Source organism: Serratia sp. OLAL2 (assembly GCF_002752475.1).
Classification (GTDB): Bacteria; Pseudomonadota; Gammaproteobacteria; order Enterobacterales; family Enterobacteriaceae; genus Serratia; species Serratia bockelmannii.
Map to the genome: position 1 here is coordinate 1 of NZ_MSTL01000010.1, position 25995 is coordinate 25995.

General features: G+C 53.0%; 44 protein-coding genes and 1 pseudogene. 39 read left to right on the forward strand and 6 right to left on the reverse strand.

Going from position 1 to position 25995, the window contains the following annotated elements:
• The 34 genes and pseudogenes from tuf to BVU99_RS08450 form a co-directional block, all read left to right on the forward strand.
• A pseudogene (gene tuf / locus BVU99_RS08285) lies at positions 1-230 on the forward strand (elongation factor Tu); the annotation flags it as partial.
• A 132-nt stretch (positions 231-362) separates the two neighbouring features.
• Positions 363-557, forward strand: coding sequence for a bacterioferritin-associated ferredoxin (gene bfd, locus BVU99_RS08290; RefSeq protein WP_015379266.1), 195 nt, complete (start codon positions 363-365; stop codon positions 555-557).
• Positions 558-630: 73 nt separating this feature from the next.
• Positions 631-1110 (forward strand): bacterioferritin, encoded by a 480-nt coding sequence (bfr, locus tag BVU99_RS08295; RefSeq protein ID WP_019456183.1) that lies wholly within the window; start codon positions 631-633, stop codon positions 1108-1110.
• A gap of 385 nt (positions 1111-1495) precedes the next feature.
• Positions 1496-1807: a 30S ribosomal protein S10 gene (gene rpsJ / locus BVU99_RS08300; protein WP_001181005.1), complete on the forward strand. Its 312-nt coding sequence runs from the start codon at positions 1496-1498 to the stop codon at positions 1805-1807.
• Between the two features lie 32 nt (positions 1808-1839).
• Positions 1840-2469 carry a 50S ribosomal protein L3 gene (rplC, locus tag BVU99_RS08305; RefSeq protein ID WP_015379265.1) on the forward strand — a complete coding sequence of 210 codons (630 nt, stop codon included), beginning with the start codon at positions 1840-1842 and terminating at the stop codon, positions 2467-2469.
• A gap of 10 nt (positions 2470-2479) precedes the next feature.
• Positions 2480-3085, forward strand: coding sequence for a 50S ribosomal protein L4 (gene rplD, locus BVU99_RS08310; RefSeq protein WP_004929779.1), 606 nt, complete (start codon positions 2480-2482; stop codon positions 3083-3085).
• Complete coding sequence (gene rplW, locus BVU99_RS08315; RefSeq protein ID WP_004951179.1) at positions 3082-3384, forward strand: 50S ribosomal protein L23; 303 nt, start codon at positions 3082-3084, stop codon at positions 3382-3384. Before rplD ends, rplW begins: the two co-directional genes overlap by 4 nt.
• Positions 3385-3402: 18 nt before the next feature.
• Positions 3403-4227 carry a 50S ribosomal protein L2 gene (gene rplB, locus BVU99_RS08320; RefSeq protein ID WP_004929775.1) on the forward strand — a complete coding sequence of 275 codons (825 nt, stop codon included), beginning with the start codon at positions 3403-3405 and terminating at the stop codon, positions 4225-4227.
• 14 nt (positions 4228-4241) lie between these two features.
• On the forward strand, positions 4242-4520 hold the full coding sequence (gene rpsS / locus BVU99_RS08325) for a 30S ribosomal protein S19 (RefSeq protein ID WP_004929772.1): 279 nt from the start codon (positions 4242-4244) through the stop codon (positions 4518-4520).
• Positions 4521-4534: 14 nt separating this feature from the next.
• Entirely contained in the window at positions 4535-4867 is a 333-nt protein-coding gene (gene rplV, locus BVU99_RS08330; protein WP_002223844.1) for a 50S ribosomal protein L22, read from the forward strand.
• A 17-nt stretch (positions 4868-4884) separates the two neighbouring features.
• Complete coding sequence (gene rpsC, locus BVU99_RS08335; RefSeq protein ID WP_004929766.1) at positions 4885-5583, forward strand: 30S ribosomal protein S3; 699 nt, start codon at positions 4885-4887, stop codon at positions 5581-5583.
• Positions 5584-5595: 12 nt separating this feature from the next.
• Complete coding sequence (rplP, locus tag BVU99_RS08340) at positions 5596-6006, forward strand: 50S ribosomal protein L16 (RefSeq protein WP_004929764.1); 411 nt, start codon at positions 5596-5598, stop codon at positions 6004-6006.
• A complete protein-coding gene (gene rpmC, locus BVU99_RS08345) occupies positions 6006-6197 on the forward strand; it encodes a 50S ribosomal protein L29 (protein ID WP_004929762.1) in 192 nt (63 codons plus the stop codon). Before rplP ends, rpmC begins: the two co-directional genes overlap by 1 nt.
• A complete protein-coding gene (rpsQ, locus tag BVU99_RS08350) occupies positions 6198-6452 on the forward strand; it encodes a 30S ribosomal protein S17 (RefSeq protein WP_004929760.1) in 255 nt (84 codons plus the stop codon).
• A gap of 172 nt (positions 6453-6624) precedes the next feature.
• The gene (gene rplN / locus BVU99_RS08355; protein WP_000613954.1) at positions 6625-6996 is read left to right on the forward strand and encodes a 50S ribosomal protein L14; all 372 of its coding nucleotides are present in this window, start codon (positions 6625-6627) and stop codon (positions 6994-6996) included.
• A 9-nt stretch (positions 6997-7005) separates the two neighbouring features.
• Positions 7006-7320, forward strand: a complete 315-nt coding sequence (rplX, locus tag BVU99_RS08360) for a 50S ribosomal protein L24 (protein ID WP_004929758.1) — start codon at positions 7006-7008, stop codon at positions 7318-7320.
• Between the two features lie 14 nt (positions 7321-7334).
• A complete protein-coding gene (rplE, locus tag BVU99_RS08365; protein WP_004929756.1) occupies positions 7335-7874 on the forward strand; it encodes a 50S ribosomal protein L5 in 540 nt (179 codons plus the stop codon).
• A 13-nt stretch (positions 7875-7887) separates the two neighbouring features.
• Positions 7888-8193 (forward strand): 30S ribosomal protein S14, encoded by a 306-nt coding sequence (rpsN, locus tag BVU99_RS08370; RefSeq protein ID WP_004929754.1) that lies wholly within the window; start codon positions 7888-7890, stop codon positions 8191-8193.
• Positions 8194-8223: 30 nt separating this feature from the next.
• Complete coding sequence (gene rpsH / locus BVU99_RS08375) at positions 8224-8616, forward strand: 30S ribosomal protein S8 (protein ID WP_004929753.1); 393 nt, start codon at positions 8224-8226, stop codon at positions 8614-8616.
• A 14-nt stretch (positions 8617-8630) separates the two neighbouring features.
• Positions 8631-9164, forward strand: coding sequence for a 50S ribosomal protein L6 (rplF, locus tag BVU99_RS08380; RefSeq protein ID WP_004929751.1), 534 nt, complete (start codon positions 8631-8633; stop codon positions 9162-9164).
• A 9-nt stretch (positions 9165-9173) separates the two neighbouring features.
• On the forward strand, positions 9174-9527 hold the full coding sequence (gene rplR / locus BVU99_RS08385) for a 50S ribosomal protein L18 (RefSeq protein WP_004929748.1): 354 nt from the start codon (positions 9174-9176) through the stop codon (positions 9525-9527).
• A 14-nt stretch (positions 9528-9541) separates the two neighbouring features.
• Entirely contained in the window at positions 9542-10042 is a 501-nt protein-coding gene (rpsE, locus tag BVU99_RS08390) for a 30S ribosomal protein S5 (RefSeq protein WP_004929747.1), read from the forward strand.
• A gap of 6 nt (positions 10043-10048) precedes the next feature.
• Complete coding sequence (rpmD, locus tag BVU99_RS08395) at positions 10049-10228, forward strand: 50S ribosomal protein L30 (protein WP_048232028.1); 180 nt, start codon at positions 10049-10051, stop codon at positions 10226-10228.
• Between the two features lie 3 nt (positions 10229-10231).
• Entirely contained in the window at positions 10232-10666 is a 435-nt protein-coding gene (rplO, locus tag BVU99_RS08400) for a 50S ribosomal protein L15 (protein ID WP_004929742.1), read from the forward strand.
• 7 nt (positions 10667-10673) lie between these two features.
• Positions 10674-12005, forward strand: a complete 1332-nt coding sequence (gene secY, locus BVU99_RS08405; RefSeq protein WP_004929740.1) for a preprotein translocase subunit SecY — start codon at positions 10674-10676, stop codon at positions 12003-12005.
• A 33-nt stretch (positions 12006-12038) separates the two neighbouring features.
• Positions 12039-12155 carry a 50S ribosomal protein L36 gene (rpmJ, locus tag BVU99_RS08410; RefSeq protein ID WP_002227352.1) on the forward strand — a complete coding sequence of 39 codons (117 nt, stop codon included), beginning with the start codon at positions 12039-12041 and terminating at the stop codon, positions 12153-12155.
• 148 nt (positions 12156-12303) lie between these two features.
• Positions 12304-12660: a 30S ribosomal protein S13 gene (gene rpsM, locus BVU99_RS08415; RefSeq protein WP_004929734.1), complete on the forward strand. Its 357-nt coding sequence runs from the start codon at positions 12304-12306 to the stop codon at positions 12658-12660.
• Positions 12661-12676: 16 nt separating this feature from the next.
• A complete protein-coding gene (gene rpsK, locus BVU99_RS08420) occupies positions 12677-13066 on the forward strand; it encodes a 30S ribosomal protein S11 (protein WP_004929731.1) in 390 nt (129 codons plus the stop codon).
• Between the two features lie 30 nt (positions 13067-13096).
• Positions 13097-13717 (forward strand): 30S ribosomal protein S4, encoded by a 621-nt coding sequence (rpsD, locus tag BVU99_RS08425; RefSeq protein ID WP_025304496.1) that lies wholly within the window; start codon positions 13097-13099, stop codon positions 13715-13717.
• Between the two features lie 25 nt (positions 13718-13742).
• Positions 13743-14732: a DNA-directed RNA polymerase subunit alpha gene (rpoA, locus tag BVU99_RS08430; protein WP_002919219.1), complete on the forward strand. Its 990-nt coding sequence runs from the start codon at positions 13743-13745 to the stop codon at positions 14730-14732.
• Positions 14733-14772: 40 nt separating this feature from the next.
• On the forward strand, positions 14773-15162 hold the full coding sequence (gene rplQ / locus BVU99_RS08435) for a 50S ribosomal protein L17 (protein ID WP_004929726.1): 390 nt from the start codon (positions 14773-14775) through the stop codon (positions 15160-15162).
• Positions 15163-15310: 148 nt separating this feature from the next.
• Positions 15311-15685 (forward strand): DUF1992 domain-containing protein, encoded by a 375-nt coding sequence (locus BVU99_RS08440; protein ID WP_099817688.1) that lies wholly within the window; start codon positions 15311-15313, stop codon positions 15683-15685.
• Entirely contained in the window at positions 15685-16116 is a 432-nt protein-coding gene (gene zntR / locus BVU99_RS08445) for a Zn(2+)-responsive transcriptional regulator (protein WP_016930321.1), read from the forward strand. Before BVU99_RS08440 ends, zntR begins: the two co-directional genes overlap by 1 nt.
• Positions 16117-16190: 74 nt before the next feature.
• Entirely contained in the window at positions 16191-16397 is a 207-nt protein-coding gene (locus BVU99_RS08450) for an alternative ribosome-rescue factor A (RefSeq protein WP_033639242.1), read from the forward strand.
• 57 nt (positions 16398-16454) lie between these two features.
• Here BVU99_RS08450 and mscL read toward each other — a convergent pair whose 3' ends face one another.
• From mscL to def, 5 genes are all read right to left on the reverse strand, one after another.
• The gene (mscL, locus tag BVU99_RS08455) at positions 16455-16871 is read right to left on the reverse strand and encodes a large-conductance mechanosensitive channel protein MscL (protein WP_049208534.1); all 417 of its coding nucleotides are present in this window, start codon (positions 16869-16871) and stop codon (positions 16455-16457) included.
• A gap of 137 nt (positions 16872-17008) precedes the next feature.
• Complete coding sequence (trkA, locus tag BVU99_RS08460; RefSeq protein WP_004929716.1) at positions 17009-18385, reverse strand: Trk system potassium transporter TrkA; 1377 nt, start codon at positions 18383-18385, stop codon at positions 17009-17011.
• Between the two features lie 55 nt (positions 18386-18440).
• A complete protein-coding gene (gene rsmB, locus BVU99_RS08465) occupies positions 18441-19730 on the reverse strand; it encodes a 16S rRNA (cytosine(967)-C(5))-methyltransferase RsmB (protein WP_099817689.1) in 1290 nt (429 codons plus the stop codon).
• A 72-nt stretch (positions 19731-19802) separates the two neighbouring features.
• Positions 19803-20747: a methionyl-tRNA formyltransferase gene (fmt, locus tag BVU99_RS08470; protein ID WP_025304491.1), complete on the reverse strand. Its 945-nt coding sequence runs from the start codon at positions 20745-20747 to the stop codon at positions 19803-19805.
• A 17-nt stretch (positions 20748-20764) separates the two neighbouring features.
• Entirely contained in the window at positions 20765-21274 is a 510-nt protein-coding gene (def, locus tag BVU99_RS08475) for a peptide deformylase (protein WP_015379260.1), read from the reverse strand.
• A gap of 133 nt (positions 21275-21407) precedes the next feature.
• Here def and dprA point away from each other — a divergent pair, with 133 nt between their 5' ends.
• The 5 genes from dprA to aroE are packed head-to-tail and all read left to right on the forward strand — an operon-like array spanning position 21408 to position 24952.
• Positions 21408-22529, forward strand: coding sequence for a DNA-protecting protein DprA (dprA, locus tag BVU99_RS08480; protein ID WP_060435312.1), 1122 nt, complete (start codon positions 21408-21410; stop codon positions 22527-22529).
• Positions 22501-22974 (forward strand): DUF494 family protein Smg, encoded by a 474-nt coding sequence (gene smg, locus BVU99_RS08485; protein ID WP_025160381.1) that lies wholly within the window; start codon positions 22501-22503, stop codon positions 22972-22974. Before dprA ends, smg begins: the two co-directional genes overlap by 29 nt.
• Positions 22975-22999: 25 nt before the next feature.
• Positions 23000-23545 (forward strand): type I DNA topoisomerase, encoded by a 546-nt coding sequence (locus tag BVU99_RS08490; RefSeq protein WP_025304489.1) that lies wholly within the window; start codon positions 23000-23002, stop codon positions 23543-23545.
• Positions 23546-23552: 7 nt separating this feature from the next.
• On the forward strand, positions 23553-24122 hold the full coding sequence (gene tsaC, locus BVU99_RS08495) for an L-threonylcarbamoyladenylate synthase type 1 TsaC (RefSeq protein WP_049203938.1): 570 nt from the start codon (positions 23553-23555) through the stop codon (positions 24120-24122).
• Between the two features lie 11 nt (positions 24123-24133).
• The gene (gene aroE / locus BVU99_RS08500) at positions 24134-24952 is read left to right on the forward strand and encodes a shikimate dehydrogenase (RefSeq protein ID WP_099817690.1); all 819 of its coding nucleotides are present in this window, start codon (positions 24134-24136) and stop codon (positions 24950-24952) included.
• Between the two features lie 37 nt (positions 24953-24989).
• Here the strand turns inward: aroE and BVU99_RS08505 are convergent, their stop codons facing one another.
• The gene (locus BVU99_RS08505) at positions 24990-25532 is read right to left on the reverse strand and encodes a gamma carbonic anhydrase family protein (RefSeq protein WP_025304486.1); all 543 of its coding nucleotides are present in this window, start codon (positions 25530-25532) and stop codon (positions 24990-24992) included.
• Between the last annotated feature and the right edge of the window lie 463 nt (positions 25533-25995).

Consider the following 25995-nt stretch of genomic DNA (forward strand, 5'->3'; position numbering starts at 1 on the left):
GTCACACGCCATTCTTCAAAGGCTACCGTCCACAGTTCTACTTCCGTACCACTGACGTGACCGGTACCATCGAACTGCCAGAAGGCGTAGAGATGGTAATGCCAGGCGACAACGTGAACATGGTTGTCACCCTGATTCACCCAATCGCGATGGACGACGGTCTGCGTTTCGCAATCCGTGAAGGCGGCCGTACTGTAGGCGCAGGTGTTGTTGCTAAAGTTATCGCTTAATCGCGAATAATTTTTCGACACAAAAAAGGGGCACTTCGGTGCCCTTTTTTTATGCAATTTGCTCAAATCTTAATTGAAATAAAAACCATTCCTATTTAGACTCAATGCATTGGTTAAGAAGTGAGTCTCTCTATGTATGTATGTCTGTGTAATGCGGTGACTGACAAAGCGATCCGTAATGCGGTGCGTCAGCACAATCCCCATACCATGAAGCAGCTGCGTGAACTTGTGCCGATTGGTACCGATTGTGGAAAGTGCATTCGTCAGGCAAGACAGATTATGGTGGAGGAACGCGGAACTATCATCCCAATGCATGAAGTTGCCTAACAAAGGGTAAGGTTATTTTTGACTCTTGGCTTACAGGTTCTACACTTTTAGAACTGGCCAGGAGGAGTTACCTATGAAAGGCGATAAAAAGATCATTGCTCACCTCAACAAGCTGCTCGGCAACGAGCTGGTTGCCATCAATCAATATTTCCTGCACGCCCGCATGTTCAAGAATTGGGGCTTAATGCGCCTCAACGACAAGGAATACCACGAGTCGATCGACGAAATGAAACATGCCGATCGCTACATCGAGCGTATCCTGTTCCTGGAAGGGCTTCCTAACCTGCAAGATCTCGGCAAGCTGAACATCGGCGAAGACATTGAAGAGATGCTGCGTTCCGATCTGGCTCTGGAGCTGGCAGGTGCCAAGAACCTGCGTGAAGGTATCGCCTATGCCGATTCTATTCACGATTATGTCAGCCGCGATTTGATGATCGATATCCTGGCCGATGAAGAAGAGCATATCGACTGGCTGGAAACCGAGCTGGACCTCATCGCTCGCCTGGGTATTCAAAACTATGCCCAGGCCCAGATTTTGGAGCGCAAAGAGTAAAGCCTTCAGCCTATTCGCCATTGCCTCTCCTGCCGGCGGCCGTTTTCACGGCGGGGCAGGGGAGAGCTCAACCCACCCTAAGCATAATTCATTCCCTGCTCACCGTGCTAACCCGCAAACTGACACTGAACGCGCAAAAATGACGATTTCCTGAGCATATTTCCAACTGCGGCTTGCTTCCTGGGCCATTTTGCGTATAATGCGCGGGCTTACCTAATCTTGGTAAGCCTGATTTTAGCGAATCAGTCGATTGGCAGGCCTTTTTTGCCTTTCGAACAATACTCCCGATATGGGGGTTATATGTTGACGATTACACTCCCCCATCAATCGAAATGGGTGTGAGGAGTAATTATTTACGTTTATAAATAATTGGAGCTCTGGTCTCATGCAGAACCAAAGAATCCGTATCCGCCTGAAAGCGTTTGATCATCGTCTGATCGATCAATCAACCGCGGAAATCGTCGAGACTGCAAAGCGCACTGGTGCGCAAGTCCGTGGTCCGATCCCGCTGCCAACTCGCAAAGAGCGCTTTACCGTTCTGATCTCTCCGCACGTCAACAAAGACGCGCGCGATCAGTACGAGATTCGCACTCACAAGCGTCTGGTTGACATCGTTGAGCCAACCGAGAAAACCGTTGATGCTCTGATGCGTCTGGATCTGGCTGCCGGTGTAGACGTGCAGATCAGCCTGGGTTAATCAGGTCATTGAGCGATTGAGAGGTTGAAACAATGATTGGTTTAGTCGGTAAAAAAGTGGGTATGACCCGTATCTTCACTGAAGATGGCGTTTCTATCCCAGTAACCGTAATTGAAATTGAAGCGAACCGCGTGACTCAGGTTAAAAGCCTGGACACCGACGGTTACCGTGCCGTTCAGGTTACCACTGGTAGCAAAAAAGCTAACCGTGTAACCAAGCCGGAAGCGGGCCATTTCGCTAAAGCTGGCGTTGAAGCTGGCCGTGGTCTGTGGGAATTCCGCCTTGAAGAAGGTCAAGAGTTCGCTGCAGGTCAGGAAATTAGCGTAGAAATCTTCGCTGACGTTAAAAAAGTCGATGTTACCGGTACTTCTAAAGGTAAAGGTTTTGCTGGCACTGTTAAGCGCTGGAACTTCCGTACCCAAGACGCTACCCACGGTAACTCCTTGTCTCACCGCGTTCCGGGTTCTATCGGTCAGAACCAGACTCCGGGCAAAGTGTTCAAAGGCAAGAAAATGGCTGGCCACCTGGGTGATGAGCGCGTAACCGTTCAGAGCCTGGACGTAGTACGTGTTGACGCTGAGCGCAACCTGCTGCTGGTTAAGGGTGCTGTACCGGGCGCAACCGGTGGCAACCTGATCGTTAAACCAGCTGTGAAGGCGTAAGGGGATAGCAATGGAATTAGTATTGAAAGACGCGCAAAGCGCGCTGACTGTTTCCGAAACTACCTTCGGTCGTGATTTCAACGAAGCGCTGGTACACCAGGTTGTTGTTGCTTATGCAGCAGGTGCCCGTCAAGGTACCCGTGCTCAGAAGACCCGTGCTGAAGTAACTGGTTCCGGCAAAAAGCCATGGCGTCAGAAAGGCACCGGCCGTGCGCGTTCAGGTTCTGTAAAGAGCCCGATCTGGCGTTCAGGCGGCGTGACCTTTGCTGCTAAGCCACAGGACCACAGTCAGAAAGTAAACAAAAAGATGTACCGCGGCGCGCTGAAAAGCATCCTGTCCGAGCTGGTACGTCAAGATCGTCTGATCGTTGTCGAGAAGTTCTCTGTAGAAGCGCCTAAAACTAAGCTGCTGGCACAGAAACTGAAAGATATGGCTCTGGAAGACGTGCTGATCGTGACCGGTGAACTGGATGAGAATCTGTTCCTGGCAGCTCGCAACCTGTACAAGGTTGACGTGCGCGATGTAGCAGGTATCGATCCGGTTAGCCTGATCGCCTTCGACAAAGTGGTTATGACTGCTGATGCTGTGAAGCAAGTTGAGGAGATGCTGGCATGATCCGTGAAGAACGTTTGCTGAAAGTGCTGCGTGCACCGCACGTATCTGAAAAAGCATCCGCTGCGATGGAAAAAAGCAACACCATCGTTCTCAAAGTTGCCAAAGACGCGACCAAAGCAGAAATCAAAGCTGCAGTGCAGAAACTGTTTGAAGTCGAAGTCGAAGACGTGAACACCCTGGTAGTTAAAGGGAAAGTGAAGCGTCACGGTCAGCGTGTTGGTCGTCGTAGCGACTGGAAAAAAGCTTACGTCACCCTGAAAGAAGGCCAGAATCTGGACTTCATCGGCGGCGCAGAGTAAGTCGGAGGAGTAAGAACAATGGCAATTGTTAAATGTAAACCTACATCTCCGGGTCGTCGCCACGTTGTTAAAGTGGTTAACCCTGAGCTGCACAAGGGTAAACCTTATGCCCCGCTGCTGGAAAAACTGAGCAAAAGCGGTGGTCGTAACAACAATGGCCGTATCACCACCCGTCATATCGGTGGTGGCCACAAGCAACATTATCGTCTGGTTGACTTCAAGCGCAACAAAGACGGTATCCCTGCTGTGGTTGAGCGTCTGGAGTACGATCCGAACCGTTCCGCGAACATCGCGCTGGTTCTGTACAAAGACGGCGAACGCCGTTACATCCTGGCGCCGAAAGGCCTGAAAGCTGGTGACCAGATTCAATCTGGCGTTGATGCTGCAATCAAAGCGGGCAATACCCTGCCGATGCGCAACATTCCAGTTGGTTCAACGGTTCACAACGTAGAAATGAAACCAGGTAAAGGCGGCCAGATGGCTCGCTCCGCTGGTGCCTACGTTCAGATCGTTGCTCGTGATGGTTCCTACGTAACTCTGCGTCTGCGCTCTGGCGAAATGCGTAAAGTTCCAGCTGATTGCCGCGCCACCCTGGGTGAAGTCGGTAACGCTGAACACATGCTTCGCGTTCTGGGTAAAGCAGGTGCTGCACGTTGGCGTGGTGTTCGTCCTACCGTTCGCGGTACGGCGATGAACCCGGTAGATCACCCGCACGGTGGTGGTGAAGGTCGTAACTTTGGTAAGCACCCGGTAACTCCGTGGGGCGTTCAGACCAAAGGTAAGAAGACCCGTAGCAACAAGCGTACTGATAAGTTCATCGTACGTCGCCGTAGCAAAAAATAATTAGAGGATAAGCCATGCCACGTTCTCTCAAGAAAGGTCCTTTTATTGACCTGCACTTGCTGAAGAAGGTAGAGAAAGCGGTGGAAAGCGGTGACAAGAAGCCTTTGCGCACTTGGTCCCGTCGTTCAACGATCTTTCCTAACATGATCGGTTTGACCATCGCTGTCCATAATGGTCGTCAGCACGTACCAGTGTTCGTTTCCGATGAAATGGTCGGTCACAAACTGGGTGAATTCGCGCCGACTCGTACTTATCGCGGCCATGCGGCTGATAAAAAAGCTAAAAAGCGCTAAGGTAGGAGGAAGAGATGGAAACTATCGCTAAACATCGCCACGCTCGTTCTTCTGCTCAGAAGGTTCGCCTTGTTGCTGACCTGATTCGCGGTAAGAAAGTGTCGCAAGCTCTGGAAACTCTGACCTACACCAACAAGAAAGCTGCTGGTCTGGTTAAGAAAGTGCTGGAGTCTGCCATTGCTAACGCAGAACACAACGATGGCGCTGACATCGATGATCTGAAAGTTACGAAAATCTTCGTAGACGAAGGCCCAAGCATGAAGCGCATTATGCCGCGTGCGAAAGGTCGTGCAGATCGCATCCTGAAGCGCACCAGCCACATTACTGTGGTTGTGTCCGATCGCTGAGACTCTGGAGACTAGCAATGGGTCAGAAAGTACATCCTAATGGTATTCGCCTGGGTATTGTCAAACCTTGGAACTCTACTTGGTATGCGAATACCAAAGAATTCGCTGACAACCTGGACAGCGACTTTAAAGTTCGTCAATTCCTGACTAAGGAACTGTCGAAAGCTTCCGTTTCTCGCATCGTTATCGAGCGTCCTGCGAAGAGCATCCGTGTGACCATTCACACTGCTCGCCCAGGCATCGTTATCGGCAAGAAAGGTGAAGACGTCGAAAAACTGCGCAAGGTCGTAGCGGACATCGCTGGCGTTCCTGCACAGATCAACATCGCCGAAGTCCGTAAACCGGAACTCGACGCTAAATTGGTTGCTGACAGCATCACTTCTCAGCTGGAACGTCGCGTTATGTTCCGTCGTGCTATGAAGCGTGCAGTACAGAACGCAATGCGTCTTGGCGCTAAAGGTATCAAAGTTGAAGTAAGCGGCCGTCTTGGCGGCGCTGAAATCGCACGTACCGAATGGTACCGCGAAGGTCGTGTTCCATTGCACACTCTGCGTGCGGACATCGACTACAACACATCTGAAGCGCACACCACTTATGGTGTAATCGGCGTTAAGGTATGGATCTTCAAAGGTGAGATCCTGGGTGGTATGGCTGCAGTTGAACAACCGGAACCGGCTGCTCAACCTAAAAAGCAGCAGCGTAAAGGCCGCAAGTAAGGAGAGTCGCTGATGTTACAACCAAAGCGTACAAAATTCCGTAAGGTGCACAAGGGCCGCAACCGTGGTCTGGCGCAAGGTACGGATGTTAGCTTCGGCACTTTCGGTCTGAAAGCTGTTGGCCGTGGCCGTCTGACTGCTCGTCAAATCGAAGCAGCTCGTCGTGCAATGACTCGTGCAGTTAAGCGTCAAGGCAAGATCTGGATCCGTGTATTCCCGGACAAACCGATCACCGAGAAGCCGCTGGAAGTGCGTATGGGTAAAGGTAAGGGTAACGTGGAGTATTGGGTTGCCCTGATCCAGCCTGGTAAGGTCCTGTACGAAATGGACGGCGTGCCAGAAGAGGTTGCCCGCGAGGCATTCAAACTGGCAGCAGCGAAACTGCCGATCAAAACCACCTTTGTAACTAAGACGGTGATGTAATGAAAGCACAAGAGCTGCGTGAAAAAAGCGTTGAAGAGCTGAATGCCGAGCTGCTCAACCTGCTGCGTGAGCAATTCAACTTGCGCATGCAGGCGGCCAGTGGCCAGCTGCAACAAACTCACCTGTTGAAACAAGTGCGTCGTGACGTCGCACGCGTTAAGACTTTACTGACTCAAAAGGCGGGTGTGTAAATGACTGAAGTTATCCGTACCCTGCAGGGTCGTGTTGTTAGCGATAAAATGGAGAAATCCATCGTTGTTGCTATCGAACGTACTGTGAAGCACCCGATCTATGGGAAATTCATCAAACGTACGACCAAGCTGCACGTACATGACGAGAACAACGAATGTGGTACCGGCGACGTGGTGGAAATCCGCGAATGCCGCCCACTGTCCAAGACTAAGTCCTGGACGTTGGTTCGCGTTGTAGAGAAAGCGATTCTGTAATAGAGTAGCTGGCTCTCACTTAATAAACGGCTCAGAAAATGAGCCGTTTATTTTTTCTACCCATACCAAGTAAGCGGTGTTATAATGCTGCGCCCTCGGTTATGGGGCTTTTCAACGGCCTAATTTTTACTTGGGTCTTTAAAGTAGTAGTTGACATTAGCGGAGCACTAAAATGATCCAAGAACAGACTATGCTGAACGTCGCCGACAACTCCGGTGCACGTCGCGTAATGTGTATCAAGGTTCTAGGTGGCTCGCACCGTCGCTACGCAGGCGTCGGCGACATCATCAAAATTACCATCAAGGAAGCAATTCCTCGCGGTAAGGTGAAGAAAGGCGATGTTCTGAAGGCGGTAGTGGTGCGCACCAAGAAGGGTGTACGTCGCCCGGACGGTTCTGTCATTCGCTTCGATGGCAATGCATGCGTTATTTTGAACAATAACAGCGAGCAGCCTATCGGTACGCGTATTTTTGGGCCGGTAACTCGTGAACTGCGTAATGAGAAGTTCATGAAAATTATCTCTCTGGCACCAGAAGTACTCTAAGGAGCGAACATGGCAGCGAAGATCCGTCGTGATGACGAAGTTATCGTGATTACCGGGAAAGACAAAGGTAAGCGCGGTAAAGTAAAAAATGTCCTGTCTGCTGGCAAGGTCATTGTTGAAGGCATCAACCTGGTTAAGAAACACCAGAAGCCGGTTCCGGCTCTGAACCAACCAGGCGGCATTGTTGAAAAAGAAGCTGCAATTCAGGTTTCTAACATTGCTATCTTCAACGCGGCTACCGGCAAGGCTGACCGTGTAGGCTTTAGATTCGAAGACGGCAAAAAAGTCCGTTTCTTCAAGTCTAACAGCGAAACTATCAAGTAATTTGGAGTAATACGATGGCGAAACTGCATGATTACTACAAAGACGAGGTAGTCAAACAACTGATGTCTCAGTTTGATTACAACTCTGTCATGCAAGTCCCTCGGGTCGAGAAGATCACCCTGAACATGGGTGTTGGTGAAGCGATTGCTGACAAGAAACTGCTGGATAACGCCGCAGCGGACCTGGCAGCTATCTCCGGTCAAAAACCGTTGATCACCAAAGCCCGCAAATCTGTTGCAGGCTTCAAAATCCGTCAGGGCTATCCGATCGGCTGTAAAGTAACTCTGCGTGGCGAACGCATGTGGGAGTTCTTTGAGCGTCTGATCTCCATTGCTGTTCCACGTATCCGTGACTTCCGTGGCCTGTCCGCCAAGTCATTCGATGGCCGTGGCAACTACAGCATGGGCGTGCGTGAGCAAATCATCTTCCCAGAAATCGACTACGACAAAGTCGATCGCGTTCGTGGTTTGGATATTACCATTACCACTACTGCGAAATCTGATGATGAAGGCCGCGCGCTGCTGGCTGCTTTTAACTTCCCGTTCCGCAAGTAAGGCAGGGTTACTGATGGCTAAGCAATCAATGAAAGCACGCGAAGTCAAGCGCGTGAAATTAGCTGACAAGTTCTTTGCAAAACGCGCTGAACTGAAAGCTATTATCTCTGATGTGAACGCATCCGATGAAGATCGTTGGAATGCCGTTCTCAAGCTGCAAACTCTGCCGCGTGATTCCAGCCCGTCTCGTCAGCGTAAACGCTGCCGCCAAACTGGCCGTCCACATGGTTATGTGGGCAAATTCGGGTTGAGCCGTATTAAGCTTCGTGAAGCCGCTATGCGCGGTGAAGTACCAGGCTTGAAAAAGGCTAGCTGGTAATTACCAATTGAATCACGGGAGTAAAGACAGATGAGCATGCAAGATCCGATCGCGGATATGCTGACCCGTATCCGTAACGGTCAAGCCGCGAACAAAGTTGCGGTCACCATGCCTTCCTCCAAGCTGAAAGTGGCAATTGCCAACGTGCTGAAGGAAGAAGGTTTTATTGAAGATTTCAAAATCGAAGGCGACGCCAAGCCTGTTCTGGAACTGGTACTGAAGTACTTCCAGGGCAAAGCTGTGGTAGAAAGCATTCAACGTATCAGCCGTCCAGGTCTGCGCATCTACAAGAAAAAAGATGAGCTGCCAAAAGTTATGGCCGGTTTGGGTATCGCTGTTGTTTCTACCTCTAAAGGTGTTATGACCGATCGTGCAGCTCGCCAGGCTGGTCTTGGTGGCGAGATTATCTGCTACGTAGCTTAATTCGGGAGGAAAGAATGTCTCGTGTTGCAAAAGCACCCGTCGTCATTCCTGCCGGCGTAGAGGTAAAACTCAACGGTCAGGTTATTTCGATTAAGGGTAAAAACGGCGAGTTGACTCGTACTATCCACGACGCCGTTGAAGTGAAGCAAGAAGCTAACGCACTGACTTTCGCTCCGCGCGAAGGTTTTGCTAACGCATGGGCTCAAGCGGGTACCACGCGCGCTCTGCTGAACGCAATGGTTGTTGGTGTTACCGAAGGCTTCACCAAAAAGCTTCAACTGGTAGGTGTTGGTTATCGTGCTGCCGTTAAAGGCAACGTGGTGAATTTGGCCCTGGGCTTCTCTCACCCTATCGATCACCAGCTGCCGGCAGGTATCACTGCTGAATGCCCAAGCCAAACTGAGATCGTGCTGAAAGGCGCTGATAAGCAGGTTATTGGCCAGGTAGCAGCAGATCTGCGCGCTTACCGTCGTCCTGAGCCTTACAAAGGCAAAGGTGTTCGTTACGCCGACGAAGTCGTGCGTACCAAAGAGGCTAAGAAGAAGTAAGGTAACACTATGGATAAGAAATCTGCTCGTATCCGTCGTGCGACCCGCGCACGCCGCAAGCTCCAAGAGCTGGGTGCAACCCGCCTGGTGGTACATCGTACCCCGCGTCATATTTACGCACAGGTGATTGCTCCAAACGGTTCTGAAGTACTGGTAGCCGCTTCTACTTTAGAAAAAGCTATCGCGGAGCAACTGAAGTATTCCGGTAACAAAGACGCAGCAGCAGCCGTAGGTAAAGCTCTGGCTGAGCGCGCGTTGGAAAAAGGGATTGCGAAAGTATCCTTTGACCGTTCCGGTTTCCAATATCATGGTCGAGTCCAGGCACTGGCAGATGCTGCCCGTGAAGCTGGCCTTCAGTTCTAAGGAAGAGGTTTAAGATGGCTCACATCGAAAAACAAGCTGGCGAACTGCAGGAAAAGCTGATCGCGGTAAACCGCGTATCTAAAACCGTAAAAGGTGGCCGTATTTTCAGCTTTACCGCACTGACTGTAGTTGGTGATGGTAACGGTCGCGTTGGTTTTGGCTACGGCAAAGCACGCGAAGTTCCAGCAGCGATCCAGAAAGCGATGGAAAAAGCCCGTCGCAACATGATGAACGTCGCGCTGAACAGCGGCACCCTGCAGCACCCTGTTAAGGGCGCTCACACGGGTTCTCGCGTGTTCATGCAGCCTGCTCATGAAGGTACCGGTATCATCGCGGGTGGTGCAATGCGCGCCGTTCTCGAAGTTGCTGGGGTGCACAACGTATTGGCTAAAGCTTATGGTTCCACCAACCCGATCAACGTGGTTCGTGCAACTATCGACGCTCTGGCGAATATGAAGTCTCCTGAAATGGTCGCTGCTAAGCGTGGTAAATCCGTTGCCGACATTCTGGGGTAATTGACCATGGCTAAGACTATTAAAGTTACACAAACTCGCAGCTCAATTGGCCGTCTGCCGAAGCATAAAGCTACTCTGCTCGGTCTGGGTCTGCGTCGTATTGGTCACACCGTAGAGCGCGAGGATACTCCTGCTGTTCGCGGTATGGTCAACCTGGTTTCCTACATGGTTAAAGTTGAGGAGTAACAGATGCGTTTAAATACTCTGTCTCCGGCTGAAGGTGCCAAGCATGCGCCTAAGCGTGTAGGTCGTGGTATTGGTTCTGGCCTGGGTAAAACCGGCGGCCGTGGTCACAAAGGTCAGAAGTCTCGTTCTGGCGGTGGCGTACGTCGTGGTTTTGAAGGTGGTCAGATGCCTCTGTACCGTCGTCTGCCGAAATTCGGCTTCACTTCACGCAAAGCGATGATCACGGCAGAAGTTCGTCTGTCTGAACTGGCTCTGGTTGAAGGCGATGTTATCGACCTGAACGCGCTGAAAGCCGCTAACGTAGTTGGTGTCCAGATCGAATTCGCGAAAGTTGTACTTTCTGGCGAAGTCGCTCGTCCGGTAACCCTGCGTGGTCTGCGTGTCACCAAAGGCGCTCGTGCTGCTATCGAGGCTGCTGGCGGTAAAATTGAGGAATAAGTAGCAGATGGCTAAGCAACCAGGATTAGATTTTCAAAGTGCTAAAGGCGGGCTCGGCGAGCTGAAGCGCAGACTTTTGTTTGTCATCGGCGCGCTGATTGTCTTCCGCATCGGCTCTTTCATTCCGATTCCTGGTATCGATGCCACTGTGCTTGCCAAATTGCTTGAGCAGCAGAGAGGCACTATCATTGAAATGTTTAACATGTTCTCTGGTGGTGCCCTCAGCCGTGCTTCTATCTTTGCTCTGGGGATCATGCCGTATATCTCGGCATCGATCATTATCCAGCTGCTGACGGTGGTTCATCCAGCGTTGGCGGAAATCAAGAAAGAAGGGGAGGCTGGCCGTCGCAAGATTAGCCAGTACACCCGTTACGGTACGCTGGTATTGGCCATATTCCAGTCGATTGGTATTGCTACCGGTCTGCCGAATATGCCTGGTATGCAGGGCCTGGTGTTAAATCCAGGCTTTGCATTCTACTTTACTGCGGTTGTGAGCCTGGTAACCGGGACAATGTTCCTGATGTGGCTGGGTGAGCAGATTACTGAGCGCGGTATCGGCAACGGTATCTCGATCATTATCTTCGCGGGTATTGTAGCGGGGCTCCCGCCGGCAGTGGCCCATACTATCGAGCAAGCGCGGCAAGGCGACCTGCACTTCCTCCTGCTGCTGTTGGTTGCAGTATTGGTGTTTGCAGTAACCTTCTTCGTTGTTTTCATCGAGCGTGGTCAACGTCGTATCGTCGTTAACTATGCGAAGCGTCAACAAGGTCGTCGTGTTTATGCAGCACAGAGTACACATTTACCGTTGAAAGTGAACATGGCGGGTGTTATCCCGGCGATTTTCGCTTCCAGCATTATTCTGTTCCCGGCCACGATTGCATCATGGTTTGGGGGCGGTACCGGTTGGAACTGGCTGACTACGATTTCGCTGTATTTGCAGCCAGGGCAACCGCTTTATGTGTTACTCTATGCGTCTGCAATCATCTTCTTCTGTTTCTTCTACACGGCGTTGGTTTTCAACCCGCGTGAGACAGCAGATAACCTGAAGAAGTCCGGTGCCTTCGTACCAGGAATTCGTCCGGGAGAGCAAACGGCGAAGTATATCGATAAAGTAATGACGCGTTTAACCCTGGTGGGCGCGATGTACATTACTTTCATCTGCCTGATCCCGGAGTTCATGCGTGATGCAATGAAAGTACCATTCTACTTTGGTGGTACCTCGCTACTGATCGTGGTTGTCGTCATCATGGACTTTATGGCTCAAGTGCAAACTCTGATGATGTCAAGTCAGTACGAGTCTGCATTGAAGAAAGCAAATCTGAAAGGCTATAACCGCTAGTCAGATTCGTTTGAGAAGTTACGGAGAGTAAAAATGAAAGTTCGTGCTTCCGTCAAGAAATTATGTCGTAACTGCAAAATCGTTAAGCGTAACGGTGTCGTTCGTGTGATTTGCAGCGCCGAGCCGAAGCATAAACAGCGTCAAGGCTGATTATCTCGCATATTTTTCTTGCAAAGTTGGGTTGAGCTGGCTAGATTAGCCAGCCAATCTTTTGTATGTCGCACTGCAACATTATTTGAGTATCCTGAAAACGGGCTTTTCAGAATGGTGTTGCTGTATAAAATAGTAGGAGTGCATAGTGGCCCGTATAGCAGGCATTAACATTCCTGATCATAAACATACCGTTATCGCCTTAACGTCGATCTTCGGTATCGGTAAAACCCGTTCACAGGCTATCTGTGCATCCACGGGTATTGCTGAAAATGTTAAGATCAGTGAGCTGTCTGAAGAGCAAATCGAAAAGCTTCGTGATGCAGTTGCCAAATACACCGTTGAGGGTGATTTGCGTCGTGAAATTACCCTGAGCATCAAGCGTCTTATGGACCTTGGTTGCTATCGTGGTTTGCGTCATCGTCGTGGTCTGCCGGTACGCGGTCAGCGCACCAAGACCAACGCTCGTACCCGTAAGGGTCCGCGCAAGCCGATCAAGAAATAATCGGGGTTATTGAATAATGGCAAAGGCACCTGTTCGTACACGTAAGCGTGTAAGAAAGCAAGTCTCTGACGGCGTGGCTCATATCCATGCTTCTTTCAACAACACCATCGTTACCATCACTGATCGTCAGGGTAATGCTTTGGGTTGGGCAACAGCCGGTGGTTCCGGTTTCCGTGGTTCTCGTAAGTCCACTCCGTTCGCAGCACAGGTTGCAGCAGAACGTTGTGCCGACGCAGTAAAAGAATACGGTATCAAGAACCTGGAAGTTATGGTTAAAGGACCTGGTCCTGGTCGTGAGTCTACTATCCGCGCTCTGAACGCGGCTGGTTTCCGCATCACTAATATTACTGATGTGACTCCGATCCCTCATAACGGTTGTCGTCCGCCGAAAAAGCGCCGCGTGTAACGCAGCTTTTAGGATTGTTGGAGAAAGAAAATGGCAAGATATTTGGGTCCTAAGCTCAAGCTGAGCCGTCGTGAGGGCACAGACCTGTTCCTTAAGTCTGGCGTTCGCGCGATCGATTCCAAGTGTAAAATTGAACAAGCACCTGGTCAGCACGGTGCGCGTAAACCGCGTCTGTCTGATTACGGTGTTCAGTTGCGTGAGAAGCAGAAAGTTCGCCGTATGTACGGCATTCTGGAGCGTCAATTCCGTAACTATTACAAAGAAGCAACCCGCCTGAAGGGCAACACCGGTGAAAACCTGTTGCAGCTGCTGGAAGGTCGTCTGGACAACGTTGTTTACCGTATGGGCTTCGGCGCTACTCGTGCAGAGTCACGTCAGCTGGTTAGCCACAAAGCAGTTATGGTAAACGGTCACGTTGTTAACATCGCTTCTTATCAGGTATCTCCGAATGACGTAGTCAGCATCCGCGAGAAAGCTAAAAAGCAGTCTCGTGTTAAAGCTTCTCTGGAGCTGGCTGAGCAGCGTGAAAAGCCGACTTGGCTGGAAGTTGATGCTGCTAAGATGGAAGGCGTGTTCAAGCGTATGCCTGAACGTACCGATCTGTCTGCGGACATTAACGAACACCTGATCGTCGAGCTTTACTCCAAGTAAAGCTTAGTACCAAAGAGAGGACACAATGCAGGGTTCTGTGACAGAGTTTCTAAAACCGCGCCTGGTAGATATCGAGCAAGTCAGTTCGACGCACGCCAAGGTGACCCTTGAGCCTTTAGAGCGTGGCTTTGGCCATACTCTTGGCAACGCACTGCGCCGTATTCTGCTTTCATCTATGCCGGGTTGCGCGGTGACCGAGGTTGAGATTGATGGTGTACTGCATGAGTACAGCACCAAAGAAGGCGTACAGGAAGATATCCTGGAGATCCTGCTCAACCTGAAAGGGCTGGCGGTGAGAGTTCAAGGCAAAGACGAAGTTATTCTTACCCTGAATAAATCTGGCATTGGCCCTGTGACCGCTGCCGACATCACCCATGATGGTGATGTCGAAATCGTCAAGCCTCAGCACGTGATTTGCCACCTGACTGATGAGAACGCGGCTATCAGCATGCGTATCAAAGTTCAGCGCGGTCGCGGTTATGTGCCGGCTTCTGCCCGAATTCATTCGGAAGAAGATGAGCGCCCAATCGGTCGTCTGTTGGTTGACGCCTGCTACAGCCCTGTAGAGCGTATCGCCTACAATGTTGAAGCTGCGCGTGTAGAACAGCGTACTGACTTGGATAAGCTGGTCATCGAGATGGAGACCAATGGCACGATCGATCCTGAAGAGGCGATCCGCCGTGCGGCCACCATTCTGGCTGAACAACTTGAAGCTTTCGTTGACCTGCGTGATGTACGTCAGCCGGAAGTTAAAGAAGAGAAACCAGAGTTCGATCCGATCTTGCTGCGCCCTGTTGACGATCTGGAATTGACTGTCCGCTCTGCTAACTGCCTCAAGGCAGAAGCTATCCACTACATCGGTGATCTGGTACAGCGTACCGAGGTTGAGTTGCTGAAAACGCCAAACCTGGGTAAAAAATCTCTTACCGAGATTAAAGACGTGCTGGCCTCACGTGGTCTGTCTCTGGGCATGCGCCTGGAAAACTGGCCGCCGGCAAGCATTGCTGACGAGTAACCGGATCACAGGTTAAGGTTTTACTGAGAAGGATAAGGTCATGCGCCATCGTAAGAGTGGTCGTCAACTGAACCGTAACAGCAGCCATCGCCAGGCTATGTTCCGTAACATGGCCGGCTCTTTGGTTCGTCATGAGATCATCAAGACGACCCTGCCAAAAGCAAAAGAGCTGCGTCGCGTTGTTGAGCCGCTGATTACTCTTGCCAAGACCGACAGCGTAGCTAATCGTCGTCTGGCATTCGCCCGTACTCGTGATAACGAGATCGTGGCAAAACTGTTTAACGAGCTGGGCCCGCGTTTCGCGAGCCGTGCCGGTGGTTACACTCGCATTCTGAAGTGTGGCTTCCGCGCAGGCGACAACGCGCCGATGGCATACATCGAGCTGGTTGATCGTGCTGAGTCTCAAGCAGAAGTGGCAACTGCAGAGTAATCTGTAGACGCGTAAAAAAACCGGGCTTGCCCGGTTTTTTTACGTCCAAATCCAGCCAAATGTGCGCAATTCCCCCGCTGTGCTTAAGATCCTCGCCCCTATCCGCTATGCTAAGGCTTAATCATTAGGCTAACCGAGGCTGTTTGCCATGGGGTTGCTCGATCAATGGGCGGAACGTCATATCCTTGATGCCCAAGATAAAGGCGAGTTCGACAATTTGCCCGGCCAGGGACAACCATTAGCGCTGGAAGACGATAGCGCGGTGCCGGCTGAACTGCGCGCCGGTTGCCGTCTGCTGAAAAATGCCGGTTACTTGCCACCGGAACTGGAAGATCGCAAAGAGGCGCTAACTGTTGCTCGCTTACTGCAAGGGATCAACAGTGAGCATCCAGACTATGTCGATCTCAGCAAGCGCATGTTGCTGTTGGAACATCGATTGCGTCAGGCTGGGATGAGCACGGATTTCTTGCATGGTGAATATCAATGCGCACTGGATGGCAAGTTCACCCGAGAGGAGCAGTAATGTTCAAGATAGGTCAGTTGGCCAAGCTTGCCGAAGTAACGCCTGATACCGTGCGTTACTATGAAAAGCAGGGCATGATGGATCACAATGTCCGCACCGAGGGCGGTTATCGACTCTACACCGAGCAGGATCTTCAACGGCTGCGCTTTATTCGCTATGCTAAGCAGTTGGGATTTACTCTGGAAACGATCGCTGAGCTGCTGTCGATCCGCGTCGATCCTGAGCATCATACCTGCCAGGAGTCAAAGTCGATCGTTGATGCGCGCCTGAGCGAAGTGGAAAGCAAGTTGGCTGAGCTGACGCGTATGCGTGAATCGTTGAAGCGGCTGAGCGACGCCTGCTGTGGCACTGCCCATACCAGCAATTATTGTTCGATCCTGGAAGCTTTGGAACAGGGCGCCAGCGATGACAAAGGCAAAAAAGGTTGCTGACGGCACTTTAATTTTTATATTGCCGGCAGTATTATCGCCCCGTTTTATCCCTCATATTTTACAGGAGCATTATCATGACGAAATATCGTCACACCAAAGGCCAGATTCAAGATAACGCCATTGAGGCGCTGCTGCATGATCCTCTATTCCGTCAGCGGGTAGAAAAGAATGTGAAAGGTAAAGGCAGCTATCGGCGTAAAGAAAAACACAACAAAGGCGGTAACTGGGAGGCCAGTGGTAAACTATCAAGCGATAATTTACCACTGGCCTTCTGGTTTTAAGTATTAAAAAAGCCACCTTCATCAGGTGGCTTTTTATTGGCATAACCAAACGCTGTCTTACAGTTTTGGCTGCTGTTGCTGGCTCAGCAAATCACGGATTTCCGTCAGCAGTTTCTCTTCTGCGGTAGGTGCCGGCGGCGCTGCGGGCACTTCTTCTTGTTTGCGGCGCATTTTGTTCATCAATTTAATCGCCAGGAAGATGGCGAAGGCGACAATCACGAAGTCGAATACGGTTTGGATGAATGAACCGTAGTTCATTACCACCGCCGGTACGGCGCCCTGAGCTTCACGTAATACCAGATGGAACTGTTTAAAGTCGACGCCGCCGATCAGTAAGCCCAGCGGTGGCATGATGATATCAGCCACGAAGGACGAAACGATCTTGCCGAATGCGGCACCGATAATCACACCGACGGCCAGATCGACCACGTTGCCACGCATGGCAAATTCGCGAAACTCTTTCAACATACTCATAGAACGCACCCCTTGCAGAATTAATAACTCAAGTTTAACAAAGCAATTTCCCTTTGCCACAAAAGGAGAGAAGTTTTATCTCCTCCCAAGGCAGAGAACAACCACGCGATTATAGACCATAGCCAAATAAATTCGTTCTACAAGAAGAACGGGCTCGGTTGGAACAAGCGTTCAACGTCAGGCACGAATTTCTTGTCGGTAATAAACATGATGACGTGATCGCCCTGTTCGATTTTGCTATTGCCGTTGGCAATGATCACGTCGTCGCCACGCACGATCGCACCGATGGTCGTCCCCGGTGGCAACTTGATATCTTCGACGATGCGGCCGACCACTTTGGAGGTGCTTTCATCGCCGTGGGCAATCGCCTCGATCGCTTCCGCCACGCCGCGGCGCAGCGACGAAACGCTGACGATATCCGCTTTGCGCACGTGCCCCAACAGGGCGGAGATGGTCGCCTGCTGCGGCGAAATGGCGATATCAATCACGCTGCCCTGCACCAGATCGACATAGGCGCGGCGCTGGATCAATACCATTACCTTCTTGGCGCCCATGCGCTTAGCCAGCATGGCGGACATGATGTTGGCCTCATCGTCGTTGGTGATGGCGATGAAAACATCCACCTGCTCGACGTGCTCTTCGGCCAGCAGTTCCTGATCGGAGGCATCGCCGTAGAACACGATGGTATCGTGCAGCTGTTCGGCGAGTTCGGCGGCGCGTTGCTGATTCCGCTCGATCAGTTTGACGTTGTAGTCTTTTTCTAGTTTGGCGGCCAGGCCGGCGCCGACGTTGCCGCCGCCGACGATCATGATGCGCTTATACGGTTTTTCCAGCCGCTGCAGTTCGCTCATCACCGCGCGGATGTGCTGTGAGGCGGCGACGAAGAACACTTCATCACCGGCTTCGATAATGGTCGAGCCTTGCGGACGGATCGGCCGATCCTGGCGGAAAATAGCGGCGACGCGGGTGTCAATATGCGGCATGTGTTCGCGCATTGAAGAGAGCGCATTGCCGACCAGCGGGCCGCCGTAATAGGCTTTAACCGCGGCGATGCTGACCTTGCCTTCTGCGAAGTTGACCACCTGTAGGGCCCCGGGGTACTCAATCAGCTTGTAGATATAGTCAATGACCAGCTGCTCCGGCGAAATCAGATGGTCGATTGGCACCGCTTCCGGCAGGAACAGTTTCTCCGACTCGCGGATGTATTCCGGCGCGCGGATGCGGGCGATACGGTTGGGAGTATTAAACAGAGAATAGGCGATCTGGCAGGCGATCATGTTGGTTTCGTCGGAGTTGGTGACGGCAACCAGCATGTCGGCGTCTTCTGCGCCGGCTTCGCGCAGCACCCGAGGGTGGGAGCCATGTCCCTGAACCACCCGAAGATCGAATTTATCCTGCAGCTGACGTAACCGGCCGGAATCGGTATCGACGACGGTGATGTCGTTGTTTTCACCCACCAGGTTTTCCGCCAGCGTCCCGCCAACCTGACCGGCACCAAGAATAATTATTTTCATCGTGTTCTCTGCTTCACACTGAAAGACTTAGGGCGCGCGAGCACGCCCTGAAGAATTACATTTTAATCAGCTTAGCGTAAAAGAAGCCATCGCCGTCCTCGGGATGCGGGATATTCTGCCGCCCTGGCCGCTGCGCATCGCCGGTTTCAACCAGCTTGGCATCGGCGTGGCGCTGCAAGAACGCGGCGATCTGGCTGCTGTTTTCATCCGGCAGGATAGAGCAGGTGGCATAAACCATCACGCCGCCCGATTTCAGATGCGGCCAGACGGCTTCCAGGATCTCGGCCTGAAGCGCGGCGAGTTCGGCGATGTCGCGATCGCGGCGCAGCCATTTGATGTCGGGGTGACGGCGGATCACGCCGGTAGCGGAACAAGGCGCGTCCAACAGGATACGGTCGAACTGTTTGTCACCGCACCATTGTTGCGGAGTGCGGCCATCGCCCAGCTTAACTTCTGCGTGCAAACGCAGGCGCTGCAGGTTTTCCTTCACCCGTGCCAGACGCTGTTCGTCGATATCGACGGCCATGACGTGCGCTTTCGGCGCCGCTTCCAGAATATGCGTGGTTTTGCCGCCAGGAGCGGCGCACAAATCGAGGATCTGTTCGCCGTCTTGCGGATCCAACAGATCGACACAGCCCTGGGCTGAGGCATCTTGCACGGTGACCCAGCCGTCGGCGAACCCAGGTAGATCGGCCACGGCGCAAGGCGCCAGCAACCGCACTGCGTCGGCATAGTCTGCATGAGGCTCCGCGGCGATGCCGGTGTCGGTCAACAGCTGCAGGTAAGCTTCGCGGCTGTGATGCAGGCGGTTGACGCGCAGCCACATTGGTGGCTTCTGGTTATTGGCGTCGACGATCTGTTCCCAGTTGGCGGGATAAGCTTGTTGAATGCGTTTCAGCAACCAGCTCGGGTGCAGATAGCGGCTGTCGTTGTTGGCAGCGCGCTGTAGCAGCTCTTCCTGCTGGCGCTGGAACTGCCGCAAGACACCGTTAATCAGGCCTTTCAACTGCGGGCGTTTCAGCGCTACCGCGCCTTCCACGGTTTCTGCCAGCACGGCGTGCGCCGGGATACGGGTATACAACAGCTGATACAAGCCGACCATCAGCAAATAGTGCAGCGTACGCTGCTTGCCGGTCAGCGGCTTGGCCATCAATTGTTGAATACACCATTCAAGCTGCGGCAGTACACGTAACGTGCCGAAGCACAGTTCCTGCAGCAACCCGCGGTCTTTATCGCTGATGGAGGTTTGCAGTGCCGGCAGGACAGTGCTTAGCGACTGCCCTTGATCCAGTACCTGGCCGATGGCTTTGGCAGCGATGCTGCGGAGATTGTAATTATTTTTCATAGGCTGAAGCTGATAACGATCGGCATTAAGAAAATAACGGCCCGACGATGAACGGCCGGGCTGTGGGGTGACTTACAGCCGGTTACCCGGGGTAAACCATTCACGACGTGAATTTAATAGGTCTTGCGCCAACATCGGTTTCTTGCCGGCGGGCTGCAGTTGGATCAGGTTGAGGATACCGTCGGCAGTCGCCACCTGAATACCGTGCTTGTCGGCATGGACAACGGTGCCTGGCTCCGCGTTGGCGCTTTGCGCCAGTACGCTGGCCTGCCACACTTTCACCGGTTGATCGTCGATGGTGAAATAGCTGACCGGCCAAGGGTTGAAGGCGCGGATGCAGCGCTCCAGCTGTGCGGCGGACAGTGTCCAGTCCAGACGAGCTTCTTCTTTGCTCAGTTTCTCGGCGTAGGTGACCAGCGCTTCATCCTGAACTTCGCGGGTGGCGCTGCCGTCTGCCATTTGGTGCAGCGTAGTCAACATGCCCTGCGGGCCGAGCTGTGCCAGCTTGTCGTAGAGACTGGCGCTGGTATCGCTGCTCTCAATCGGGCAAGCAATCTTGTGCATCATGTCACCGGTATCGAGACCGACGTCCATCTGCATGATGGTCACGCCGGTTTCGCTGTCACCGGCCCAGAGCGAACGCTGGATCGGCGCCGCGCCGCGCCAGCGAGGCAGCAGCGAGCCATGTACGTTGATGCAACCGAGACGCGGCATATCCAGCACCGCCTGCGGCAGGATCAGCCCGTAGGCCACTACCACCATCACGTCGGCGTTGAGATCGGCCACCAGGCGCTGGTTCTCTTCGGGACGCAGCGATTTGGGCTGAAATACCGGCAGTTGGTGCTGCTCGGCCAGCACTTTGACCGGGCTGGGCGTCAGCTTGTTGCCGCGGCCTGCCGGGCGGTCGGGCTGGGTAAAAACGCCGACAATCTGGTGCTCAGATGACAACAGCGCGTCAAGATGACGCGCTGCGAAGTCTGGTGTTCCGGCGAAAATAATCCGTAAAGAGTCAGACACGTTGATTTCCTGATCGGTTAGGCGCGGGCTTGAAGCTTGGCCATTTTTTCCAGTTTCTGACGAATGCGCTGACGCTTGAGCGGCGACAGGTAATCGACGAACAGTTTGCCCATCAGGTGATCCATCTCGTGCTGGATGCAGATCGCCAACAGGTCGTCCGCTTCCAGTTCGAAAGGTTTGCCTTCACGATCCAGTGCGCGGATCTTCACCTGCGCGGCGCGCGGCACTAACGCACGCTGCTCGGGAATGGAAAGACAGCCTTCCTCGATGCCGGTTTCGCCGCTTTTTTCCAGCAGCTCCGGGTTGATCAGCACCAGGCGCTGATCGCGATTCTCGGAGACGTCGATCACGATAATGCGCTGATGGATATCCACCTGAGTCGCAGCCAAGCCAATGCCTTCCTCTGCGTACATGGTTTCAAACATATCATCCACGATGCGCTGGATATCTGCATTGACTTCTTTTACCGGCGCTGCGACTTTGCGCAGACGCTCGTCTGGGAAATGTAATACCTGCAAGACTGACATATATCTTTAGATCTGTATCCGAGTAATGAACGAGGTTTAACCTCTATTCTAGACATTTCCCGACCTGATTGACAGCATTGTGCACCAATTGCTCAGATTGGTAATACCACCGTTTTTGCTGAGGGAACAGACGATGCGGCCGGAAGAGATCGCTTTACGGATGCGAGGGGTAACGGGGCTACAGACCGTCGTGGCCAGCCGGATCGTGCAGCAGCTATCGCAAATGGGTTGCGAGCCTCGCCGCGTGCTGCATGAGCTGGGATTGAACGAACGGCAGCAGACGCAGTTCAACCAGTTGGATCCCGGTTATCTGTCGGCCAGCCTGCGTTGGTTGGAGCTGCCGGCGCACCGTATGCTGAACTATGGGGCGGCCGGCTATCCCGAACGCCTGGCCCAGATCGACGATGCGCCGCTATTTTTGCTGATCGAGGGCGATCCTCAGGCGTTGTTGCACCCGCAGCTCGCCATGGTTGGCAGCCGGCAGTTCAGCCACTACGGCGAACGTTGGGCTAACCATTTTGCCGAGGAATTGGCGCGTTGCGGCTTCACCATCACCAGCGGTTTGGCTATCGGCATCGACGGTATTTGCCATCGTGCGGTGCTGGCGGCCGGTGGCTGCACGATTGCGGTGTTGGGTAGCGGGCTGGGCAATATCTATCCGCGCCGGCACCGCCGGCTCGCGGAGCAGATAGCCGAGCAGGGCGGCGCTGTGATTTCAGATCATTTAGTCACCGACTTGCCTCTGGCCGACCATTTTCCTCGCCGTAACCGTATTATCAGCGGGCTCAGCCTGGGCGTTCTGGTCATAGAGGCTTCGCTGCGCAGCGGTACCTTGGTGACGGCTCGCTATGCGTTGGAGCAGGGGCGTGAGGTGTTCGCCTTGCCTGGGCCATTGGGAAACCCGATGAGTGAGGGTACGCATTGGTTAATCCAGCAGGGTGCGCATCTGGTCACCGGGCCGAAAGATATCGCCGAATTGCTGGGAAGCGGCCTTCAATGGCTGTCACTGAACGAAAATACAACTATTTGTGCGTCGCAGGCTGAAGTTGAATTGCCATTTGCCGATGTGTTGGCTAACGTAGGAGATGAGGTGACACCTGTTGACGTCGTCGCTGAACGTGCCGGCCAACCTGTGCCAGTGGTGGTAATCAAGTTACTCGAACTGGAGTTAGCAGGGTGGATCGCAGCTGTACCCGGCGGCTATGTCCGAATAAGGAGGGCAAGCCATGTTCGACGTACTCATGTACTTGTTTGAAACTTATATCCACAATGAACCAGAGATGCGCGTCGATCAGGATCAACTGACCGATGATCTCGCTCAGGCGGGGTTTCATCGGGATGATATCTACAACGCGTTGAATTGGCTTGAGAAGTTGGCTGACCTGCAAGAAGGTCAAAATGCCCCTTACTTTATGGATGCCGATCCGCTGGCAATGCGGATCTATACCGAAGAGGAAGGTGCGCGTTTGGACGCCGGCTGCCGTGGTTTTCTCCTGTTCCTGGAACAGATTCAGGTATTGAACCTCGAAACCCGTGAAATGGTTATCGATCGCGTTATGGCTTTGGATAATGCGGAATTCGATCTCGAAGATCTGAAATGGGTCGTGTTGATGGTGCTGTTTAATATCCCCGGATATGAAAGCGCCTATCAGCAAATGGAAGAACTGTTGTTTGAAGTGAACGAAGGTTATCTGCATTGAGCCGATAACGCGCATAGAAGACGTTATGACAAAAAACGCGATTTTTGCCGCCAGGCAAAATGAACCCTGCCCGGAATGCGGGGCCGAGCTGGTGATCCGTAGCGGTCGCCACGGCCCCTTCCTCGGCTGTTCCCAGTATCCTGAATGCCAATATATTCGCCCGCTGAAAGCGCAGGCAGATGGGCATATCGTCAAAGTGTTGGATGGGCAACCGTGCCCGAAGTGTCAGGCGACGTTGGTGCTGCGCCAGGGGCGCTATGGCATGTTTATCGGATGCAGCGATTATCCGCAATGCGATCACACTGAAGTGATCGATAAGCCTGATGAAACCGCCATTACCTGTCCGCAGTGCGGCCAAGGCAAACTGCTTCAGCGCAAGTCGCGTTACGGCAAGGTTTTTCATTCCTGCGATCGTTACCCGGAATGCCAGTTCGCCCTCAATGTTAAACCTGTCGCCGGTGAATGCGCCTATTGCCATTATCCGCTGCTGATGGAAAAGCGCACGGCAAAAGGGCCCGTCCTGTGCTGCGCCAGCAAGCTGTGCGGAAAACCCGTCGCGACTACAGAATAATCACATCATGAACTCAGAATTAAGCCCGAACCTTTTATCTATCATCGATGCTTTGCATCAACAGCAGGTGATTGCCTATCCTACCGAAGCCGTATTCGGCCTGGGTTGCGATCCCGACAGCGAACAGGCGGTCAATGCATTGCTGGCGCTGAAACAGCGGCCGTGGGAAAAGGGGCTGATTCTGATCGCTGCCGACTATGCGCAGCTTAAACCTTATATCGACGACAGTGCGCTCAGCGAACAGCAGCGCACGACGATGTTTGCCAGCTGGCCTGGGCCGGTAACCTGGGTGTTGCCTGCTCGCCCGGAGACGCCGCGTTTGTTGACCGGGCGTTTCAGCTCGCTGGCGGTGCGCGTCAGCGATCATCCGTTGGTGCAGCTGCTGTGCCGGCAGTACGGAAAGCCGCTGGTGTCGACCAGCGCCAATCTCAGCGGGCTGGAGCCGTGCCGCAGTGCCGATGAGGTTACGCGGCAATTCGGCGAAGCTTTCCCAGTATTGGCCGGCGAGGTGGGCGGCCGTCTTAATCCTTCCGAAATCAGAGATGTTCTGACCGGCGAACAGATCCGTCAGGGCTAGAGGTAATAGGCATGGAGAAGTTTGCGGTATTTGGCAACCCTATCGGCCACAGCAAGTCGCCGCGAATTCATGCGCTGTTTGCTGCTCAGACCGGCATTGAGCATCCTTATGGAACAGTGCTGGCGCCGCTGGATGGTTTTGAAACCAGCCTGCAGGCGTTTATCCATGCCGGAGGGCTGGGGGCGAACGTCACGGTGCCTTTTAAGGAGCGAGCTTATTCGGCCGCTTCTGAGCTGAGCGAGCGCGCAGCGATGGCTGGTGCGGTCAATACTCTGAAGGTGTTGCCGAATGGCGATCTATTGGGGGATAACACCGACGGCATCGGTTTGCTGACCGATCTGCAGCGTCAGCAATTGATCCGGCCGCAGGATCGCATTCTGCTGGTGGGCGCCGGCGGTGCGGCGCGCGGTGTGATCCTGCCGCTGCTGTCTTTCGGCTGCCGGTTAACAATCACCAACCGTACCTTCAGCCGGGCCCAAGAGTTGGCCGACGCTTTCCGGCATCTGGGGGAGAGCTCGGCGGCGCCGATGGATCAATGTGATCAGCAAGCGTTCGATCTGGTGATCAATGCGACGGCGTCCGGCATCAGCGGGGAGGTCCCGGCGTTGCCTGCGGGCGTAGTTAACGCGCAAACCCGTTGCTATGACATGTTTTATCAGCAGGGCGTCACGCCGTTTCTAGCCTGGGCGCAGAAGCAGGGGGCAACGGAATATGCCGATGGGCTGGGTATGCTGGTGGGGCAGGCGGCGCATGCCTTCCTGCTTTGGCACGGCGTAATGCCAGAGATCGAGCCGGTATTGCGCCAGCTGCGCAGCGAACTGGCGGCATAAATCCCGCCCCGTTCTCTTTATAGGGAACGGGGGGCTGTCAGATGTCTTCCGACAGGTATTCATCTTTCCAGCGTACATAGTTGTTCGAAGAATAAAGCAACCCTTCCAACTCGGCGGCGGTTAACGGCCGAATCTGGCGTGCCGGGCTACCCATATAGAGATAGCCGCTGGCCAGACGTTTGCCTGGCGCCACTAAACTGCCGGCGCCAATCATCACGTCGTCTTCTATTACTGCACCGTCCAACAGGATCGATCCCATACCGACCAGCACTCGGTTGCCGATGGCGCAGCCGTGCAGCATCGCTTTATGGCCCACGGTCACGTCTTCTCCAATCAGCAGGGGATAACCGTCAGGGTTATGTTCGGAGCGATGAGTCACGTGCAGTACGCTGCCGTCCTGAATATTGCTGCGTGCGCCGATCTTTACCGCATTGACGTCGCCGCGGATGGCGACCAGCGGCCAGATACTGACGTCATCCGCCAGATCGACGTCGCCGATGACGACGCTGGAAGGATCGATCAGGACGCGCTGACCGAGTTTAGGGGTGTATTGAAGATAAGAACGTACTGCATCGGACATAGTGCTGCCTCACCTCGGGATCATATTTACCGGCAATACTAGACTCTGACGATGGAATTACAACCAATCTCAGCGCCGGATCCTGCGGAAAATGGCCCTGATCGCACAAGATCCATCCGGAAGGGCTGAAAAGTGTGCAAACAGAAAGAAAAGATCAAAAAAGGGGTTGTGCAAAAAACTCGGATCCCTATAATGCGCCTCCATCGACACGGCGCAAGTGATTCACTTCACACAGCGGCCGGGAAGAAAGAGAAAAAATCCTGAAAATTAGGGTTGACTCTGAAAGAGGAAAGCGTAATATACGCCACCTCGAGTTAGCAAGCGAAAGCGCCTAACTCACTGCTCTTTAACAATTTATCAGACAATCTGTGTGGGCACTCCACAAGACGATATCCAGCATCTTCGGATGCAAAAAATATCAAGTCTTGAAGAGTGACTAACTGAAGTAAAATTCATGCAGTAA